The following is an 18,159-nucleotide window of genomic DNA, read 5'->3' on the forward strand; positions in this document are numbered from 1 at the left end:
ATAGGTGGCTCGCGCGGGTGGGTCGTAATCTTGGAGACGCCATGAACGACTCCCGGACGGTCTACCTCGACCACGCCGCGACGACGCCGATGACCGACGTCGCGGTGGAGGCGATGACCGCCCGGCTGCGGGAGGTCGGCAACGCCAGCTCGCTGCACGCTTCGGGGCGCCGTGCCCGGCGGGTGGTGGAGGAGTCACGGGAGACGGTCGCCCAGGCGCTCGGGTGCCGCCCGGGCGAGGTCGTCTTCACCTCCGGGGGCACCGAGGCCGACAACCTGGCGGTCAAGGGGCTCTACTGGTCGCGTCGTGACGCCGACCCGGCACGGACCCGGATCCTGGCGACCGCGGTCGAGCACCACGCGGTGCTCGACGCGCTGGCCTGGCTCGAGGAGCACGAGGGAGCCCAGGTCGAGCTGCTGCCGGTCGACGGGCAGGGCCGCCTCGACGTGGCGGCGCTGCGGGCGACGGTGGAGCGTGACCCCGCCTCGGTCGCCCTGGTCACCGTGATGTGGGCCAACAACGAGGTCGGCACCCTCCAGCCCGTCGACGACGTCGTGGCGCTCGCGCGCCCGCACGCGATCCCGGTCCACACCGATGCCGTCCAGGCGGTCGGCGCGACGCCGGTCGACTTCGCCTCCGCCGGGGTCGACGCGCTGTCGCTGTCGGGGCACAAGGTCGGCGGCCCGCAGGGCGTCGGCGCGCTGATCGTCCGGCGCGAGGTCCAGCTGGCCGCGCTGGTGCACGGCGGCGGCCAGGAGCGCGACGTGCGCAGCGGCACCCTCGACGTGCCGGCCATCGCCGGCTTCGCCGCCGCCGTGGAGCTCGCGGTCAAGCAGCAGACCGAGCACGCCGCCCGGCTGGTCGCCCTGCGCGACGAGCTCGTGGCCGCCGTACGACGAGCCGTTCCGGATGCCGTCCTCAACGGCGACCCCGTCGACCGGCTGCCCGGCAACGCACACCTGAGCTTCCCCGGCTGCGAGGGCGACTCGCTGCTCATGCTGCTCGACGCCCGGGGCATCGAGTGCTCGACCGGATCGGCCTGCTCGGCCGGCGTGCCGCAGCCGTCGCACGTGCTGCTCGCGATGGGCCGCACGAGTGACGAGGCCCGCAGCTCGCTGCGCTTCAGCCTCGGTCACACCAGCACCGCGGCCGACGTCGCGGCGGTCGCCGAGGCCATCGGAGCGTGCGTCGAGCGCGCCCGCGCGGCGCGCGCCTGATCTGGTCGGTGCTCGTCACGTGAAGGTCGTCGCCGCCATGTCCGGGGGAGTGGACTCCGCCGTCGCCGCCGCCCGCGCCGCCGAGGCGGGGCACGAGGTGACCGGCATCCACCTGGCGCTCTCGCGCAACCCGAAGTCGTACCGCACGGGCGCCCGCGGCTGCTGCACGATCGAGGACGCCAACGACGCGCGCCGCGCGGCCGACGTGATCGGCATCCCGTTCTACGTCTGGGACCTCTCCGACCGGTTCCACACCGATGTGGTCGAGGACTTCATGGACACCTACGCGGCCGGGCAGACGCCGAACCCGTGCCTGCGCTGCAACGAGAAGATCAAGTTCGCCGCGGTCCTCGACAAGGCGCTGGCGCTGGGCTTCGACGCCGTGGCCACCGGGCACTACGCCGCCGTCCGTCCGAGCGCCGACGGCGGTGTCGAGCTGCACCGCGCCGTCGACGGCGCCAAGGACCAGTCGTACGTGCTCGGGGTTCTCGACGAGCAGCAGCTGCGCCACTCGCTCTTCCCGCTGGGGGGCACCCCGAAGCCGCAGGTGCGGGCCGAGGCGGCTGCCCGGGGCCTGCTGGTCGCCGACAAGCCCGACAGCCACGACATCTGCTTCGTCGCCGACGGCGACAGCACCGGCTGGCTGCGCGAGAAGCTCGGCGACCGCGCCCCCAACCAGGGCGGCGAGATCCGCGACGACGCGACCGGCGAGGTGCTCGGGCATCACGAGGGCACCTACGGGTTCACCATCGGCCAGCGCAAGGGCCTGCGCCTCGGGCATCCCGCGCCCGACGGCCGTGCCCGCTACGTCCTCGACATCGAGCCCGTCTCCGGCACCGTGACCGTCGGTCCGCGCGAGCGGCTCGCCGTCGACCGGGTCGAGGGCGACCGGATCCGCTGGTGCGGCCGCCCGATCGCCACCGGCTCCGTCCTCGACGGAGACGGCGTCACTGTGCAGCTGCGCGCCCACGGCGCCGAGCACCGGGCGGTCGTCCACGTGGGCGACGGCTTCCTGCGGGTCGACCTGCTCGAGCACGCCCACGGCATCGCCCCCGGCCAGGCCGTCGTCGTGTACGACGGCACGCGGGTCGTCGGCTCGGCCACCATCACGGGCACCCGGCGGGTGACCGGGTGACCCGGGGCACGGGCGTCGGCTCCTTCCCCGGCGACACCCAGCACGACTACGACGAGGCGCTCGCGATCGTCCTCGGCGAGCTCACGGCCGACGAGCACGGGCTGGCCTTCGTGCCCGAGGTGCCCGGCCGTGGCGCGGGCGCCGGCCTGACCGGTCGCACCCTGGGCCTGGTCACCGAGCTCGACGCCGACCTGCAGCCCGAGGGCTGGCGGCTCACCGGCACGTCCGGTGCGCCCCCGCTCGACCAGCGCCGAGCCCGCAGCCTGCTCGCCCAGGACCTCGACGCGCTCGAGGAGCGCGCCGCCGGCCACGCCGGGCCGTTCAAGGTGCAGGTCGCCGGCCCCTGGACCTTGGCCGCCACCGTCGAGCGGCCGCGGGGCGACAAGATCCTGGCCGATCACGGAGCCCGCCGGGACCTGGCGCAAGCCCTCGCGGTGGCCGTGGGCGACCATCTCGCCGACGTCCGCCGTCGGCTGCCGGGCGCCACGGAGCTCATCCTCCAGGTCGACGAGCCGGCCCTGCCGATCGTGCTGGCCGGCGGCGTACCGACGGCCTCGGGGTTCGGCAGGCACCGCACCGTCCACCCGCCCGAGGTCAGTGAGGCGCTGGCCTGGGTGCTCGAGGCAGCGGCATCGGCCGGCGCGACGCCGTGGGTGCACTGCTGCGCGCCCGGCGTGCCGATCGGGCTGCTGCGCGGTGCCGGTGCCCGGGGGGTGATGCTCGATCTCGACCTGCTGGACGCCGACGGTCACGACGCCGCCGCCGAGGCGCTGGAGGCCGGGGACACGGTCGTGGCCGGCGTCGTGCCCACGACCGATGTCCTGCCGGGCGACAAGGTGCTCGTCGACCGTGTGCTGCGCTGGCTCGACCTGCTCGGGCTCGACCCGGAGGTGGTCGGCCCCTCGCTGGCGGTGTCGCCGTCCTGTGGCCTCGCCGGCGCCACCCCGGAGGTCGCCCGCCGGGCTCTTGAGCTGGCACGGGCCGTCGCGAGGTCCGTGTCAGGCTGACCGGGTGAGTACCCGGGGGTTCCTGCTCAAGAGCATGGTCGCGGCGTTCGTCGTCTTCGTGCTGCTCAGCGGGGTGGTCGCGCTCGGCAAGCTGTTCGCCGGCCCGGACGACGACCCCGCACCCGCGACGAAGAAGGCGATCGCCGCCGTCACGGTCGAGGTCCTGGGCCTGCGCCCGACCTCCTTCGAGGTCAACCCGCGCTACGACGTCGCGGACCCGCTCGGCGTGGAGATCCGGTTCCGCCCGCCGGGGGAGCGGGGCGACTCCCACTATCTGTACGTCACGGTGGGGGAGACCGACGCCCGCGACGACGCGGAGTGCGGCGACACCCACGACTGCTCCGCGTGGAGCGACCACGGCGGCGGCTTCGTCCTGTCCTGGCAGGAGGAGGAGCCCGAGGAGGACCCGGGCATCCTCACGCTGGCGTTCGAGACCGCCGACGGCGAACGGCGCAGCGTGACCTACGCCGGCGCGCTGATCGAGGGCGACCCTCGCGCCCAGGACCTGCCGCTGGACATCGACGACGACCTGGTCCGGCTGCTCACCGACGACCGGCTCTCCGCGACCACGACCCAGGAGATGGTCGACGCGGACCTGCCGAAGTGGCCCGAGGACGACACCCGCGGGGACCCGGTCCCGACGACACCCGAGGCCGTCGCGCAGTGGATGCTTGAGGACGGCGTGAGCGAGCCGGAGGACGGCGGGCGACCGGCCGACACGACGGCGTACGGCGCGGGCGCGGTCGGCGCCGAGCTGACCTCCCCGGACCGCACGGTCACCGTGGTGCTGGTGCCGCAGGACAGCCCGGCCGTGCCGACGTGCGGCGCGGAGTGGCACTGTGAGACCAGACGCGGCGTCGTGCGCGGCTGGCAGCCGGGCGCGGCGATCGCGATCCGGCGTACCGACGACGCGGTCGTGATCGCGACCGTCCGTTCGCCGCGGATCACCGCGCTGCCGCGCAACGGCCGTTTCGGCTCTCCCGGTGCCGACTACGAGTCCCTCGCCGTCGGCTACGCCGCGGACAACCTGGTCACGACGCGGGAGTTCGCCGAGGGCGTCGACCTGTCGTGGTTCCAGAGCTGAGCTCGGTGTTCAGATCGTTCGATCGAGCGGTTCGATCGCTCGGGAATGCGGAAAACCCCACCAAACCGATCGATCGAGCGGTTTGGTGGGGCCCTGGGCCGCCGGGGATCAGCCCACGTGGACGCCCTCGGGCGCGTCGCCCGCGAGCTCGGTGTGCTTGACGTTGAGCAGCAGCCAGATGACCAGGGACGCGCCCCAGATCATGAACGCGCCCACGAGGAAGGCATGGGTCGCGCCGTCGGCGAACGCCGCGCCCGCGTTGAGCGGGTCGTTGGGGTTGTCCGCCATCAGGCCGCCGAGCTTCTCGGTCGTGTAATGCGAGGCGACAGCCGAGAGGGTCGCGAGCCCGAGCGCGCCGCCGACCTGCTGCATGGTGTTGAGCACGCCGGAGCCGATGCCGGCGTCCTGGGTGCGCACGCCGTGCACCGCGGTCAGCGTCATCGGCACGAAGGTCAGGCCCATGCCGAGTGACATCAGGACGACGAACGGCGCGATGTCGGTCCAGTAGCTCTCCTGGCCGAACTCCAGGCGCGAGAACATGAAGAGCGCGAACCCGGCGAGGATGGTGCCGGTGCCGGCGAGGAAGCGTGGGTCGACCTTGGAGGCGAGCTTCGAGGACAGCGTCGCGCCGAACACCATGCCGACCGCGAAGGGCAGGAACGCGAAGCCGGTCTTGAGCGGTGAGTAGCCCATGATGTTCTGGACGTAGAGGGAGAGGAAGAAGAACATCGCGAACATCGCGGCCGGGGTCACCATCATGGCCACGAACGCCACCGCGCGGGTCCGGCTGGCGAAGATCGACAGCGGCATGAGCGGGTGCTTGATCCGGGTCTCGATGAGGACGAACGCGATCAGGGCGACGACACCGACGACCATCGCGGTGACGGCGAGCGGGTCGCCCCAGCCGTAGCTGGTGCCGTGCGGGTTGGCGGCCGTGACGGTGCCGGGGTCGACGTTGCTGGTGCGGGTGATGCCGTAGACCAGGGCCAGCAGGCCGCCGGTGCCGAGGACGGCGCCGGGCAGATCGAGGGTGCCGGCGTGGTGGTCGGTGTCGGGCAGCAGCCGGGGCGCGAAGTACGCCGCCGCGAGGCCGATCGGGACGTTGATGAGGAAGGTCAGCCGCCAGCCCCAGCCGGGGTCGAGGTCGGTCAGCCAGCCGCCGAGCACCAGGCCGATCGCGGCGCCGATGCCGGACATCGCGGCGAACACGGAGAAGGCGCGGTTGCGGGCCGGCCCGGCCGGGAAGGTCGTCGTGATCAGGGCCAGCGCGGTCGGCGACGCGAGGGCGGCGCCGAGGCCCTGCAGGCCTCGCGAGCCGAGCAGCATGGCCTCGTTCTGGGCGATGCCGCCCAGCGCCGAGGCGACCGCGAACAGGGCGACACCGGCCATGAACACCCGGCGACGGCCGTACAGGTCGCCGAGGCGGCCGCCGAGCAGCAGCAGGCCGCCGAAGGCCAGGGCGTACCCGGTGACGACCCACGACAGGTTCGACGGGTCGATCGAGAGGTCGGTGCCGATGTAGGGCAGCGCGATGTTGGCGATGGTGCTGTCGAGCACCACCATCAGCTGCGCCACGCAGATCAGGACGAGCGCCCAGCCGGCATGCTTCACGGCGGGCGCGGCCTGCTCCTTCTCGGGCAGGTCGGAGGCGGTCATTTCGGCCACAAGGGTTCCTTGAGTGTGAGGAGTTGGGTGGTGCGTGGAGAGGTCAGCCGCGAGTGGCTGCCGGGAGGATGACCTGGTCGACGACGCGGGCGATCAGGTCGGCGGTCGGCGGGTCGCCGAGGAGGAAGCCGCGGTGCAGCACGATGCCGGGCAGCGCCGCGGTGAGGATGTCCAGATCGATGTCGTCGCGCAGCTCGCCGCGATCGTGGGCGCGCTGGTAGACCTGCCGGCCCACCGCGACCTTCGGAGCGATGAAACGCTCCCGGAACGCCGCGGCGAACTCCGGGTCGCGTCCGATCGCGGTGACGACGCTGCCGAGGATCGCGGTCTGGTGCTGGTCGGTGAGGCCCCCGTGCCCGCAGAACATCGCGAGCAGGTCGCCGCGGAGGCTGCCGGTGTCGGGCGGGACCTCCACCGGCGTCTTCTGCGACATGAGGGCGTCGATGACGAGCGGTGCCTTGCCGTCCCACTTGCGGTACAGCGTGGCCTTGGACGCCTTCGCCCGGGTGGCGACAGCGTCCATCGTGAGCCGGTCGTAGCCGACGTCCACGAGGACGTCGAGGGTGGCGTCGAGGATCTCCTGCTCGCGGTCTCCCTCGACCCGGGGTCGGGTCGGTGCTTCGGGGGAGCTCGGCTTGCGGGGGGACACGGCGGCCTCCGGAATCAGATGGAACGGAACGGTTTCGTTTCAATAGATGGTACGGAACGGTTTCGTTCTGTCAACTCGACCTCCCCGTCCCGCACTCCCGACTCTGCCGGGGACCACCGACAGCCGTCCGGGCCGTGGACCCGGACCACCGGCCGGCCCTCACCGCACCGTCGGTGGGACGCGGCAAGATGTCCCCATGACCCAGGCCGACCTCCCCGTCGTACCGCCCTCGGCCCGCGACGAGCACGCCACCCTCGTCGACGAGGTGGAGGAGGCGCGCTGGCGCTACTACGTGCTCGACCAGCCGACGCTGTCCGACGCCGATTTCGACGCCCGGATGCGACGCCTCGAGGAGCTGGAGGGCGAGTACGCCGAGCTGCGAACGCCCGACTCGCCCACGCAGAAGGTCGGCGGCGCGGTGTCGACGGAGTTCACCGCCGTCGATCACCTCCAGCGGATGGAGAGCCTCGACAACGCCTTCTCCTTCGAGGAGCTGGGCGCCTGGTACGCCCGCCTCGGCCGGGACGGGATCACCGACGCGGCGCTGCTGTGCGAGCTCAAGGTCGACGGCCTGGCGATCAACATCCTCTACGAGAACGGCCGCCTGGTCCGCGCGTTGACCCGGGGCGACGGGCGCACCGGCGAGGACGTCACGCCCAACGTCAAGACCATCGCGTCGGTGCCGCACCGGCTGACCGGCACCGACGAGTTCCCGGTGCCCGACCTGGTCGAGGTGCGCGGTGAGGTGTTCCTCCCGGCCGAGGCGTTCGAGGCGCTCAACGTGACGATGACCGAGGCCGGCAAGGCGGCCTTCGCCAACCCGCGCAACGCGGCCGCCGGGTCGCTGCGGCAGAAGGACCCGCGAGTCACCGCCACCCGCGCGCTGGGCATGGTCTGCCACGGCATCGGTGCTCGCCAGGGCTTCGAGCCGCGCGCGCAGTCGCAGGCCTACGAGGCACTGGCCGCCTGGGGACTGCCGGTCTCCGAGCAGGTGCGGGTGCTGCCCACGCTCGCCGAGGTCCAGGACTACATCGAGCACGCCGGCGACAACCGGCACTCGATCGTGCCCTACGAGATCGACGGCGTCGTGGTGAAGGTCGACGACGTCACCCTGCAGCGCCGGCTGGGCTCCACGAGCCGGGCGCCGCGGTGGGCGATCGCCTTCAAGTACCCGCCGGAGGAGGTCAACACCAAGCTGCTGGACATCGCGGTCAACGTCGGCCGCACCGGCCGCGTCACGCCGTACGGCGTCATGGAGCCGACCAAGGTCGCCGGCTCCACGGTGGAGAACGCCACGCTGCACAACTTCCACGAGGTCGAGCGCAAGGACGTGCGGCCGGGGGACACCGTCATCCTGCGCAAGGCCGGCGACGTGATCCCCGAGATCGTCGGCCCGGTGCTGCCACTGCGGCCCGACGGGCTCGAGCCGTGGGTGGCCCCGACGTCCTGCCCGGCGTGCGCGACCGAGCTGGTCGAGCAGAAGGAGGGCGACAAGGACCGGCGCTGCCCCAACCACGAGAAGTGCCCGGGCCAGGTGCGCGAGCGGGTCTTCTTCGTGGCGAGCCGCAACGCCTTCGACATCGAGGGCCTGGGCTACGAGGCCGCTGTGGCCCTGCTCGACGCCGGCGTGATCACCAACGAGGGCGACGTGTTCGACCTCGATGCCGACAAGCTGCGGGCCACCGAGCTGTTCACCCGCGCGCCGAAGAAGGACGAGGACGGTCCCCAGCTCAGCGCCAACGGCGAGAAGCTGCTCGCCAACCTCGACGCGCGCAAGGACGTCGCGCTGTGGCGGGTCATCGTCGCGCTCTCGATCCGGCACACCGGGCCCAGCGCCTCCCGCGCGCTCGCGCAGGAGTTCGGCTCGATGGCCGCCATCCGGGCGGCCACCGAGGAGCAGCTCGCCGCGGCCGAGGGCGTCGGCCCGACGATCGCCGCCGCCGTGATCGAGTGGTTCCAGGTGCCGTGGCACGTGGCGATCGTCGAGAAGTGGACCGCCGCCGGCGTGTCCATGGCCGACGAGCGCGACGAGTCCGTCGCGCGCACCCTCGACGGCCTCACCGTCGTGGTGACCGGCTCGCTGCAGGACTTCTCCCGCGACTCCGCCAAGGAGGCGATCCTGTCCCGCGGCGGCAAGGCCGCCGGCTCGGTGTCGAAGAAGACCGACTTCGTCGTCGTCGGCGACAACGCGGGCTCCAAGGCCGAGAAGGCCGAGTCGCTGGGTGTCCCGGTGCTCGACGAGGACGGGTTCAAGGACCTGCTGCAGAACGGCCCACCCGTCGTGGAGGACGGCCCGGAGGGGGAGTGACGACGGTGGTCACCCCTGTCGTCCCTGCCGCCCAGGCGGAGCGCGAGCGCAACAACCGGCTGCTCCTGCGGGCCCGCGACCTGATGGACCGCTCGTACGCCGAGCCGCTCGACGTCGACGCGCTGGCCCGGGTCGCCCACTGCTCTCCGGCCCACTTCATCCGCAGCTTCCGGGCGGCCTTCGGGGAGACGCCCTACCGGTACCTCCAGCGCCGGCGGATCGAGCGGGCGATGGCGCTGCTGCGGACCACCGACGAGCCGGTCCAGGAGATCTGCGTCGCGGTCGGCTGGTCCAACCTCGCCACGTTCACCCGGACCTTCGGGCGGATTGTCGGCGTCCCTCCCTCTGCTTACCGTGCGGCGGTGCCGGCCCCGCCGGGCGTCGTCCCGACCTGTTTCGCCAAGGCGTGGGACAGGCCGAGCAGTTTCGGCACAACGCCGCACTCGCGGCCCGCCTAGCGTGGGCGCATGCTGACTCACACCAGACTCTCCTCGATCTTCGTGCTCGACCAGGACCAGGCCGTCGACTTCTACGTCGGTGTGCTCGGCATGGAGGTGCGCACCGATGCCGATCTCGGGTTCATGCGCTGGCTCACCGTCGGCGTGCCGGGCGATCCCGATCGCGAGCTCCTCCTGGAGCGGCCCGGTCCGCCCTCGATGGACGACGCGACCGCGGGCCAGGTCCGCGACCTGCTGACCCGCGGCGCGGCAGGCGGCTGGGTCGCGCTCGCCACCGACGACGCCCAGGCGATGTACGACGACCTGGTCGCCAAGGGGGTGGACGTCACCGACGAGATCAGCGCCAAGGACTACGGCACCGACTTCGGCATCCGTGACCCGTTCGGCAACAGGATCCGCATCGGGCAGATGGCCGGCTGAGAGCGCCGGATCCGCCGTTTCGAGGCACACTGGCCCGGTGAGGTGGCTGCGTCGGGTCGTGCCGGTGGTCGTCCTGGCGTCTGCGGTCGCCGGGTGCTCCGACGGGGAGGATCCAGGCGCCGACCCGGTCCCGTCGCCACCTCGCCCGTCCGCCCCGAGCGGCGCCGCCGCCCCGAGCGAGGAGCCCGCCGGCGCCGTACCTCACCCGGTGTCGCTGCCGGCGCTCGCGCAGCGAGCCTTCGACGGCGGACGACTGCGCCTGGGTAAGGAGGTGGCACGGACCGGGCGGCACCGGCAGTACGCCGTCACCTATCGCAGCGGTGGCCTGACGGTCTCGGGCCGACTGGCGGTGCCGGACGGGCCGGGACCGTTCCCGGCGGTCGTGCTCGCCCACGGGTACATCGATCCCGCCGTCTACGTCAACGGGCAGGGGATGACCCGGGAGCGGTCCTGGTTCGGAGACCACGGGTACGTCGCGCTGCATGTCGACTACCGCGGCCACGCCGGCTCGGACGCCGACCCGAGCGACGGTCTCGACATGCGGCTGGGCTACACCGAGGACGTGGTCAACGCGGTTGTCGCGCTCCGTGCCTGGGACGGCCCCGTCGACGATGACCGGGTCGCCCTGGTGGGGCGGTCGATGGGCGGCGGCGTCGTCTACAACGCACTCGCCGTGCAGCCCGGCCTGGTCGATGCGGCCGTGGTGTTCGCACCGGTGAGCTCCGACGCCGTCGACAACTTCGAGCGGTGGATCCGCCCCGACCCGGCGCGGGACGGGGCGTCCCGCCAGATCCTGCGACGCTACGGCGAGCCGGCCGCGGCGCCGTCGTTCTGGCAGGGCATCAGCGCCCGCACCTACTTCGGCGATGTCACGGAGCCGGTGCTCATCCATCACGGCACCTCCGACGACTCCTGCCCGATCCGGTGGAGCCGGGTGACGACCCGACTGATGGAGCAGGCCGGTGTCGACGTGACGCTGCGGACCTACCCCGGCGAGGAGCACGCGTTCGGTCCGCAGTGGAGCCTGTCGATGGAGCGGACCGGGCGGTTCCTGCGGAGCCACCTCGCCTGAGGTCAGGCGAGCTCGCGCAGCCAGCGGTCGGCGGCGTCGGCGTCCGGCAGCCGGACGATCTCCAGGCCGGGATGCTCGAACGGGGCCGAGGCGACCCAGCCGAGGTCGGGAGCGCGGGCCTCGGAGCGGATCCGGCGCAGTGTCCGGCGTACCCGTCCGGCGAAGCCGGCCGCCTCCAGCTCGACCTGGAGGAGCAGCTCCGCCCGTCCGAGGAGCTGGGGACGCGCCCACTCCTCGTCGGCGGTCGTCACCCAGCCGTCGAACGCGGCGAGCCGGGCCACCTCGGCCGGCCCGGACAGCTCGGCGAGCGGGACCAGCGGTACGTCGAGGGCGGCCGCGAGCCTCGTCAGGTAGGCCGACAGCTGCTCGCCCGGAGAGCCGGCCACGACCACGCGCTGCGGGAGGCGGCGCGGAACGGGAGCGAGGGCGTGCACCCGCCGGATTCTAGGGTGGTCCCTGGCGCCTAGAATCGCGGGCATGTCTCAACTCACCCGCGACGAGGTGGCCCACCTGGCCGATCTCGCCCGGATCGACCTCGACGACGCCGAGCTGGACCACCTCGCCCCCCAGCTCAACGTGATCCTCGAGTCGGTCGCGTCCATCAGCGGTGTGGCCGGCGACGACGTGCCGCCGACCTCGCACCCGATCCCGCTGACCAACGTCTTCCGCGACGACGTCGTCGTGCCCGGCCTGACGGCCGAGCAGGCGCTCTCCGGCGCGCCGGAGGCAGAGGAGCAGCGGTTCCGAGTCCCGCGGATCCTGGGGGACGAGCAGTGAGCGAGCTGATCAAGAAGACCGCCGCCGAGCTGGCCGGCGCCCTGGCTGCCGGTGAGACCACCTCGGTCGAGCTGACCCGGGCGCACCTCGACCGGATCGCCGCCGTGGACGGCACCGCCGAGTCCGGCGTGCACGCCTTCCTCCACGTCGACGCCGAGGGCGCGCTGGCGCAGGCGGCCGCGTCCGACGCACGCCGGGCCGCGGGCCAGAGCCGGCACCTGCTCGACGGCGTCCCGATCGCGGTCAAGGACGTGCTGGCCACGCAGGGCCTGCCCACGACGTGCGGCTCGAAGATCCTCGAGGGCTGGGTGCCGCCGTACGACGCCACGGTGGTGCGCCGGATCAAGGAGGCGGGTCTGCCGATCCTCGGCAAGACCAATATGGACGAGTTCGCGATGGGCTCCTCGACCGAGCACTCGGCGTACGGTCCGACCCGCAACCCGTGGGACCAGACCCGGATCCCGGGCGGCTCCGGTGGCGGCTCGGCCGCGGCCGTGGCGGCCTTCGAGGCGCCCCTGGCCCTCGGCACCGACACCGGCGGTTCGATCCGCCAGCCCGGCGCCGTGACCGGCACGGTCGGCGTGAAGCCGACCTACGGCGGCGTCTCGCGCTACGGCCTGGTCGCGCTCGCCAACAGCCTCGACCAGGTCGGCCCGGTCACCCGGACCGTCCTCGACTCCGCGCTGCTGCACGAGCTGATCGCCGGCCACGACCCCCTCGACTCCACCTCCGTCGACGCCCCCGTCGGCTCCTATGTCGCGGCCGCGCGCGAAGGTGCGAAGGGCGACCTCGCGGGCCTGCGCGTCGGCGTGATCAAGGAGCTCGCCGGCGACGGCTGGCAGCCCGGCGTGATGGAGCGCTTCGCCGAGACGGTCGACCTGCTGAAGGAGCTGGGCGCCGAGGTCACCGAGGTGTCCTGCCCGACCTTCGTGCACGCCATGGCGACCTACTACCTGATCCTGCCGGCGGAGTGCTCGTCCAACCTCGCCAAGTTCGACGCCATGCGCTACGGCCTGCGTGTCGTGCCCGAGGGCGACCCGTCGGCCGAGGCGGTCATGAAGGCCACCCGCGACGCCGGCTTCGGCGACGAGGTGAAGCGCCGGATCATGATCGGCACCTACGCCCTCTCGAGCGGCTACTACGACGCCTACTACGGTCAGGCGCAGAAGGTCCGCACGCTCATCTCGCGCGACTTCGCGGCCGCCTTCGAGGGGGTCGACGTGTTGGTCTCCCCGACGTCGCCGACGACGGCCTTCCCGCTGGGGGAGAAGCTCGACGACCCGCTGGCGATGTACCTGCAGGACCTCGCGACGATCCCGGCCAACCTGGCCGGCGTCCCGGGCATCTCGGTCCCCGCCGGCCTCGCCGCCGAGGACGGGCTCCCGGTCGGCTTCCAGGTGCTGGCCCCGGCGCTCGCCGACGACCGGCTCTACCGGGTGGGTGCGGCCGTCGAGGCCGCGCTGACCCAGCGCTGGGGTGGTCCCATCCTCGGCGAGGCTCCGACGCTGGAGGGTCCGCGATGAGCGAGACGCTGGTTCCGTTCGACGAGGTCGTCGAGAGGTTCGACCCGGCCCTGGGCCTGGAGATCCACGTCGAGCTCAACACCAACACCAAGATGTTCTGCGGCTGCCCGGCCGTCTTCGGCGGCGAGCCCAACACGCAGGTCTGCCCGACCTGCCTGGGGCTGCCCGGCGCGATGCCGGTGGTCAACGGCAAGGCCGTCGAGTCGGCGATCCGGATCGGGCTCGCGCTCAACTGCGAGATCGCCGAGTGGTGCCGCTTCGCCCGGAAGAACTACTTCTACCCGGACATGCCGAAGAACTTCCAGACCTCCCAGTACGACGAGCCGATCGCCTTCGAGGGCTACCTCGACGTCACGGTGCCCGATGAGAACGGGGGCGAGGGCGAGACCTTCCGGATCGAGATCGAGCGCGCCCACATGGAGGAGGACACCGGCAAGTCCAGCCACGTCGGTGGCTCCGACGGCCGGATCCACGGCGCCGACTACTCGCTGGTCGACTACAACCGGGCCGGCATCCCCCTCATCGAGATCGTCACCAAGCCGATCCTCGGCACGGGCGACAAGGCCCCGCTGGTCGCGAAGGCCTACGTGTCCGCCATCCGCGACCTGATCGTCGCGCTCGGCGTCTCCGACGCCCGGATGGACCAGGGCTCGATCCGAGCCGATGTCAACCTGTCGCTGGCGCCCAAGGGCTCCGGCGTCCTGGGCACACGGTCGGAGACCAAGAACGTCAACTCGCTGCGCTCCGTCGAGCGCGCGGTGCGCTTCGAGATGTCCCGGCACGCGGGCATCCTCGACGCCGGTGGGTCGGTCCTCCAAGAGACCCGGCACTTCCACGAGAACGACGGGACCACCTCGTCGGGCCGCGAGAAGTCCGACGCCGAGGACTACCGCTACTTCCCCGAGCCCGACCTCGTCCCGGTCGCGCCGAGCCGTGAGTGGGTCGAGGAGCTGCGCGCGACGCTGCCCGAGAACCCGGCCGTGAAGCGCACCCGGCTGCAGGGGGAGTGGGGCTTCACCGACCTCGAGATGCGCGACACCGTCGGTGCCGGTGCGCTCGACCTCGTCGAGCAGACCGTCGCGGCCGGCGCCGCCCCCCAGGCCGCGCGCAAGTGGTGGCTCACCGAGCTCGCCCGGCGGGCCAACGACGCCGGCGTCGAGCTCACCGAGCTCGCCGTCACCCCGGCCCAGGTGGCCGCGGTGCAGGCGCTCGTCGACGCCAAGACGATCAACGACAAGCTGGCTCGCCAGGTCTTCGACGGCCTGCTCGCCGGCGAGGGCACGCCCGAGGAGATCATCGCCGCCCGCGGTCTGGCCGTCGTCTCCGACGAGGGTGCGCTGTCCGCGGCCGTCGACAAGGCGATCGCCGAGAACCCCGACATCGCCGACAAGATCCGCGACGGCAAGCTCGCCGCGGCGGGCGCCCTCATCGGCGCGGTGATGAAGGAGATGCGCGGCCAGGCCGACGCCGGCCGGGTCCGCGAGCTGGTGCTCGAGAAGCTCTCCTGACGCCGGGCTCGCGTCAGGTGTGACACCGGTCATCCGGTGTTACACTTGGCGCATGCCCACCGTCCGCCCGCGCCACGCGATCACCGAGACCGACGCGGTCACCGCTGCGCTCGAGGCCGCGGCGCGCAAGTGGCCGGAGGACCGGGACCGGCCAGCGCGGCTGCTGGCTCACTTGGTCGAGGTCGGGTTCCACGCGATCGAGGTCGAGCTCGACGAGAAGGCGCTCGCGCGGCGTCGGGCGCTGGAGCAACTCGCAGGTTCGCTGACGGGCGTCTATGAGCCGGGCTATCTCGATGCTCTGCGGGCTGAGTGGCCCGATTGATCGCACTTGACGCGAACGTGCTCATCGCCGTGACGGACGAACGCGACTCTCACCACCAGGCTGCGAAGAGCCTCCTTGCAGAGCACCTCGATCGCGAGTTGGTGATCGGTTCGGTGAACCTTGCGGAGGTGCTGGTCGGTCCGGCAAGGGTGGGGCGAGTCGAACAGACCTTGATGCACCTGTCTCGAGTCGGCGTCACGGAGCTGCCTTTGCCGGGTGGCGCGGCACCTCGGCTTGCGGTGCTCCGGGCTTCGACAGGTCTCAAGATGCCGGATTGCTGTGTCCTGTTGACCGCACAGCATGCCCGGGCAGCGGTCGCCACCTTCGACCGGCGACTCCGCGCCGCCGCTCGCTCCCTCGGTCTCGCCGTCCTTCCCGATGACGACGACCCGGATCCGCGGAGTTAGACTCCGCAGGACACATCGAGAACACGCCCGTGGTGGGGGAAGCCGGTCCGATCCCGGCGCTGACCCGCAACCGTGGACCGCCTCTACGACATCAGTCGTGGGAGCGGTGAGCCGGAGCACCTGCCGCGGCGCGTCCTGACACAACGCTGTCGTGGAAAGCAGCGGGTCAGCGGCACAGGAATCTGGGCCCGCCCGCTGTCGTGCAGCGGGAAGGCCCCACATGTCCCCCCGTTCTCTCGTACGCCGCACGGTCGCTGCCGTCGCCGGCGGTGCCGTCGTCGCCGGCGGCCTGATGGCCGTCGCGCCCGTGCCGGCGACCCATGCAGCGCCCGCCGCCCCGAGCGCCGAGGCGAGCGCTGCCGCAGCGTGGCTGGACGGTCGCGTTGCCGGCGGCCTGATCGACGGCAACGTCAGCGTCACCATGGACTACGCCCTGAGCCTCGACGCGACCGGTCTCGACACCCCGGCGCGGGTCGGCGGGCTCGTAGCCGGCGTCGACGGCGGTCTGGCGGACTACCTGGCCGGTGCCTTCGACCGCGACGCCAGCACGGCGAAGGCGGCCTACTTCTACGCCGCCATGGAGCAGGACCCCCGCGACGCCGCCGGTCTCGATCTCGTGGCCGACACCGAAGGCGCGCTCGACGCCGAGGGGCGGCTCGGTGACAGTGGCGTCTACGGCCAGGCGTGGGCAGTACTCGCGCTGAACGCGGCCGGCAGCGACGACGCGGGCGTGGCGACGGAGGCGCTCATCGACGACCAGTGCGCCGACGGCGCCTGGGGCTGGAGCTGTGCCGGTGGCCAGGACATCGACTACACCGCCTACAGCCTCCTGGCGCTGCGCGCCGCGCCGGCCACGCCGGCGACTGCCTCGGCCATCTCATCCGCTGTCGCGTTCCTGAAGTCGAAGCAGGGCGCCACCGGCGGATTCGGGGACAGCGGCGACCCGACGGACGCCTTCTACACGCCCGACAACGCCAACACCACCGGACTGGCCGCCTGGGCCCTGGGCGCGTCCGGCGAGACCGAGCGCGCGGCGCGGGCGTCGAGCTGGATCGCCGCTCACGAGGTCGTCGCACTGGCCGGCTGCGGCCGTGGTCTCGACGCCGACCACGGCGCCATCGCCTACTCCGCCGTGACGCTGAAGGAGGCTGTCGACGCGGGCGGCGTCCCGGCCGAGGTGACGGAGGAGTGGACTCTCGCCAGTGCCCAGGCCCTGGCCGGCCTCGCGTACCTCCCGGCGGCACAGCCCACCGTTCCCACCACGTTCGTCGACGCCGGTACGACGACGAGCATCGCGCTCGCGGGCGCCCGCGCCGGCCAGCAGGTCTGCGTGACCGGCCTGGGGGCTCCTCAGCGGCTGATTTCCCCGGCCTCGGCGACCTTCGCGGTCCCGGCCGGCACCGCCGACCACGCGGTCACGGTGACGTACCTCGGCGGCAGCACGACGACGACCGTCAAGGCACTCGACGCCACCAAGCTCAAGGTCAAGGTCCCGTCGACCATCAAGGCGAAGAAGAAGGCCACGATCAAGGTCAAGGGTCTCGCGGCCGGCGAGCCGGTCACCGTCAAGGTCGGCAAGAAGACCGCGACCGGGACGGCCAACGCCAAGGGCGTCGCGAAGGTCAAGGTCAAGGTCAAGAAGAAGGGCAAGGCCAAGGTCAAGGTGGTCGGCGCGTTCCCCGACCGCAAGGGCAAGGCCACGACCCGGGTCCGTTGATGACCCTCGGCAGCTCTCTGCGCGCGGCGGCCGCGACGATCCTCGTCGCGGCCACTGCCGTGCTGCTCCCGCAGGGTTCCGCCTCTGCGGCGGCCTGCGGGGGCGCGACCGGCATCACCGTCGTCGTCGACTCCAACCAGCTCGGCGCCGGCATCAGCGCCGGCTGTGACGCGGACGGTGGTGGCACAGCGGCCGGCAACTTCGCGGACGCCGGCTACACGATCGAGTACAGCCAGGCCGCCGGCATGAACGGCTTCGTGTGCAAGGTCAACGGCAGCCCGTCCGACGGCGACTGCACGGAGACCGACGCCTACTGGAGCCTGTGGTGGTCCGACGGGAGGTCGGGGACCTGGACGTATGCCGCCCGCGGCGTCGGTGGCCTCCGGGTCCCGGATGGCGGGTATCTCGCGTTCGCCTGGCACCAGGGCGGTGGCCGGGCAACCCCGCCCGACGTGGCGCCGACGCCGCGGATCGCGGAGCCCAAGCCCTCGCCGACGCCGTCCGCCGCAGGCGGGGCGGGCAGCGGCGACAAGAAGAAGCCGTCCGCTGCCACCAAGAAGCCCACGCCCAAGCCGGCGCCGTCGGCGAGCGCGACCTCCGCGTCTCCGACCCCGAGTCCCAGCGCGGGGACGACGCCGAGTGCGACCGACCCGTCGGCGTCGCCCTCGGACGCGGCCACGTCGGCGACACCGACCGCTGTGCCGAGCGCGAGCGCGAGCACTGGCGTGCCGTCGATCGACGAGATCACGGACGGCCCCGAGGCGACGTCCGCGGACGTGGACGAGAAGGACGACGGCGGATTCCCGGCCTGGCTGGGCATCGGCCTGGTCGTCGTCGTGCTGGGCGCGGCTGCGGCCGTCCCGGTCCTCCGCCGCCGGGCCTGAACGATG

18 protein-coding genes and 1 riboswitch are annotated in these 18,159 nt (G+C 72.6%); of the genes, 15 read left to right on the top strand and 3 right to left on the bottom strand.

Annotated features, from left to right (window positions below):
* Window positions 1-41: 41 nt before the first annotated feature.
* The 4 genes from RB608_RS01510 to RB608_RS01525 are packed head-to-tail and all read left to right on the top strand — an operon-like array spanning window position 42 to window position 4,443.
* Window positions 42-1,217 (top strand): cysteine desulfurase family protein, encoded by a 1,176-nt coding sequence (locus RB608_RS01510; protein ID WP_308086011.1) that lies wholly within the window; start codon window positions 42-44, stop codon window positions 1,215-1,217.
* Between the two features lie 19 nt (window positions 1,218-1,236).
* Window positions 1,237-2,352: a tRNA 2-thiouridine(34) synthase MnmA gene (gene mnmA, locus RB608_RS01515; protein WP_308086012.1), complete on the top strand. Its 1,116-nt coding sequence runs from the start codon at window positions 1,237-1,239 to the stop codon at window positions 2,350-2,352.
* Entirely contained in the window at window positions 2,349-3,359 is a 1,011-nt protein-coding gene (locus tag RB608_RS01520) for a methionine synthase (protein ID WP_308086013.1), read from the top strand. Before mnmA ends, RB608_RS01520 begins: the two co-directional genes overlap by 4 nt.
* Before the next feature lie 4 nt (window positions 3,360-3,363).
* A complete protein-coding gene (locus RB608_RS01525; RefSeq protein WP_308086014.1) occupies window positions 3,364-4,443 on the top strand; it encodes a hypothetical protein in 1,080 nt (359 codons plus the stop codon).
* Window positions 4,444-4,551: 108 nt separating this feature from the next.
* Here RB608_RS01525 and RB608_RS01530 read toward each other — a convergent pair whose 3' ends face one another.
* The gene (locus RB608_RS01530) at window positions 4,552-6,099 is read right to left on the bottom strand and encodes an MFS transporter (RefSeq protein ID WP_308086244.1); all 1,548 of its coding nucleotides are present in this window, start codon (window positions 6,097-6,099) and stop codon (window positions 4,552-4,554) included.
* Window positions 6,100-6,151: 52 nt separating this feature from the next.
* The gene (locus RB608_RS01535) at window positions 6,152-6,757 is read right to left on the bottom strand and encodes a TetR/AcrR family transcriptional regulator (protein WP_308086015.1); all 606 of its coding nucleotides are present in this window, start codon (window positions 6,755-6,757) and stop codon (window positions 6,152-6,154) included.
* A gap of 196 nt (window positions 6,758-6,953) precedes the next feature.
* On the opposite strand from RB608_RS01535, the gene ligA reads away from it, so the two are divergent.
* The 4 genes from ligA to RB608_RS01555 are packed head-to-tail and all read left to right on the top strand — an operon-like array spanning window position 6,954 to window position 11,015.
* Window positions 6,954-9,065: an NAD-dependent DNA ligase LigA gene (ligA, locus tag RB608_RS01540; protein WP_308086016.1), complete on the top strand. Its 2,112-nt coding sequence runs from the start codon at window positions 6,954-6,956 to the stop codon at window positions 9,063-9,065.
* 5 nt (window positions 9,066-9,070) lie between these two features.
* A complete protein-coding gene (locus RB608_RS01545; RefSeq protein ID WP_308086017.1) occupies window positions 9,071-9,523 on the top strand; it encodes an AraC family transcriptional regulator in 453 nt (150 codons plus the stop codon).
* Between the two features lie 9 nt (window positions 9,524-9,532).
* Window positions 9,533-9,943: a VOC family protein gene (locus RB608_RS01550; RefSeq protein ID WP_308086018.1), complete on the top strand. Its 411-nt coding sequence runs from the start codon at window positions 9,533-9,535 to the stop codon at window positions 9,941-9,943.
* A gap of 37 nt (window positions 9,944-9,980) precedes the next feature.
* Window positions 9,981-11,015, top strand: coding sequence for an alpha/beta fold hydrolase (locus RB608_RS01555; RefSeq protein WP_308086019.1), 1,035 nt, complete (start codon window positions 9,981-9,983; stop codon window positions 11,013-11,015).
* A 2-nt stretch (window positions 11,016-11,017) separates the two neighbouring features.
* On the opposite strand, the gene RB608_RS01560 is transcribed toward RB608_RS01555, so the two are convergent.
* Window positions 11,018-11,449 (bottom strand): hypothetical protein, encoded by a 432-nt coding sequence (locus RB608_RS01560; protein ID WP_308086020.1) that lies wholly within the window; start codon window positions 11,447-11,449, stop codon window positions 11,018-11,020.
* 43 nt (window positions 11,450-11,492) lie between these two features.
* Here RB608_RS01560 and gatC point away from each other — a divergent pair, with 43 nt between their 5' ends.
* The 7 genes from gatC to RB608_RS01595 all read left to right on the top strand — a co-directional run bounded on the left by gatC (window position 11,493) and on the right by RB608_RS01595 (window position 18,153).
* Window positions 11,493-11,792, top strand: a complete 300-nt coding sequence (gene gatC, locus RB608_RS01565; protein ID WP_308086021.1) for an Asp-tRNA(Asn)/Glu-tRNA(Gln) amidotransferase subunit GatC — start codon at window positions 11,493-11,495, stop codon at window positions 11,790-11,792.
* Window positions 11,789-13,315 (top strand): Asp-tRNA(Asn)/Glu-tRNA(Gln) amidotransferase subunit GatA, encoded by a 1,527-nt coding sequence (gene gatA / locus RB608_RS01570; RefSeq protein WP_308086022.1) that lies wholly within the window; start codon window positions 11,789-11,791, stop codon window positions 13,313-13,315. The genes gatC and gatA overlap by 4 nt, the downstream gene beginning before the upstream one ends.
* Window positions 13,312-14,823 (top strand): Asp-tRNA(Asn)/Glu-tRNA(Gln) amidotransferase subunit GatB, encoded by a 1,512-nt coding sequence (gene gatB / locus RB608_RS01575; RefSeq protein ID WP_308086023.1) that lies wholly within the window; start codon window positions 13,312-13,314, stop codon window positions 14,821-14,823. The genes gatA and gatB overlap by 4 nt, the downstream gene beginning before the upstream one ends.
* A gap of 52 nt (window positions 14,824-14,875) precedes the next feature.
* The gene (locus RB608_RS01580) at window positions 14,876-15,145 is read left to right on the top strand and encodes a hypothetical protein (RefSeq protein ID WP_308086024.1); all 270 of its coding nucleotides are present in this window, start codon (window positions 14,876-14,878) and stop codon (window positions 15,143-15,145) included.
* A complete protein-coding gene (locus RB608_RS01585) occupies window positions 15,133-15,552 on the top strand; it encodes a type II toxin-antitoxin system VapC family toxin (protein WP_308086025.1) in 420 nt (139 codons plus the stop codon). The genes RB608_RS01580 and RB608_RS01585 overlap by 13 nt, the downstream gene beginning before the upstream one ends.
* Window positions 15,553-15,565: 13 nt before the next feature.
* A riboswitch (cobalamin riboswitch) is annotated at window positions 15,566-15,695 on the top strand.
* A 77-nt stretch (window positions 15,696-15,772) separates the two neighbouring features.
* A complete protein-coding gene (locus tag RB608_RS01590) occupies window positions 15,773-17,269 on the top strand; it encodes a hypothetical protein (RefSeq protein WP_308086026.1) in 1,497 nt (498 codons plus the stop codon).
* On the top strand, window positions 17,269-18,153 hold the full coding sequence (locus RB608_RS01595; protein ID WP_308086027.1) for a hypothetical protein: 885 nt from the start codon (window positions 17,269-17,271) through the stop codon (window positions 18,151-18,153). The genes RB608_RS01590 and RB608_RS01595 overlap by 1 nt, the downstream gene beginning before the upstream one ends.
* Window positions 18,154-18,159 lie beyond the last annotated feature (6 nt).

The sequence above is a fragment of the Nocardioides sp. LHD-245 genome, assembly GCF_030929495.1.
Lineage (GTDB): Bacteria > Actinomycetota > Actinomycetes > Propionibacteriales > Nocardioidaceae > Nocardioides.

What these genes read in the sequence shown, in the direction of transcription:
- gatB (WP_308086023.1), top strand. Translation starts at nt 13,312, where the DNA reads ATGAGCGAGACGCTGGTTCCGTTCGACGAGGTCGTCGAGAGGTTCGAC.
- RB608_RS01550 (WP_308086018.1), top strand. Translation starts at nt 9,533, where the DNA reads ATGCTGACTCACACCAGACTCTCCTCGATCTTCGTGCTCGACCAGGAC.
- gatC (WP_308086021.1), top strand. Translation starts at nt 11,493, where the DNA reads ATGTCTCAACTCACCCGCGACGAGGTGGCCCACCTGGCCGATCTCGCC.
- RB608_RS01595 (WP_308086027.1), top strand. Translation starts at nt 17,269, where the DNA reads ATGACCCTCGGCAGCTCTCTGCGCGCGGCGGCCGCGACGATCCTCGTC.
- RB608_RS01580 (WP_308086024.1), top strand. Translation starts at nt 14,876, where the DNA reads ATGCCCACCGTCCGCCCGCGCCACGCGATCACCGAGACCGACGCGGTC.
- RB608_RS01590 (WP_308086026.1), top strand. Translation starts at nt 15,773, where the DNA reads ATGTCCCCCCGTTCTCTCGTACGCCGCACGGTCGCTGCCGTCGCCGGC.
- RB608_RS01530 (WP_308086244.1), bottom strand. Translation starts at nt 6,099, where the DNA reads ATGACCGCCTCCGACCTGCCCGAGAAGGAGCAGGCCGCGCCCGCCGTG.
- ligA (WP_308086016.1), top strand. Translation starts at nt 6,954, where the DNA reads ATGACCCAGGCCGACCTCCCCGTCGTACCGCCCTCGGCCCGCGACGAG.
- RB608_RS01510 (WP_308086011.1), top strand. Translation starts at nt 42, where the DNA reads ATGAACGACTCCCGGACGGTCTACCTCGACCACGCCGCGACGACGCCG.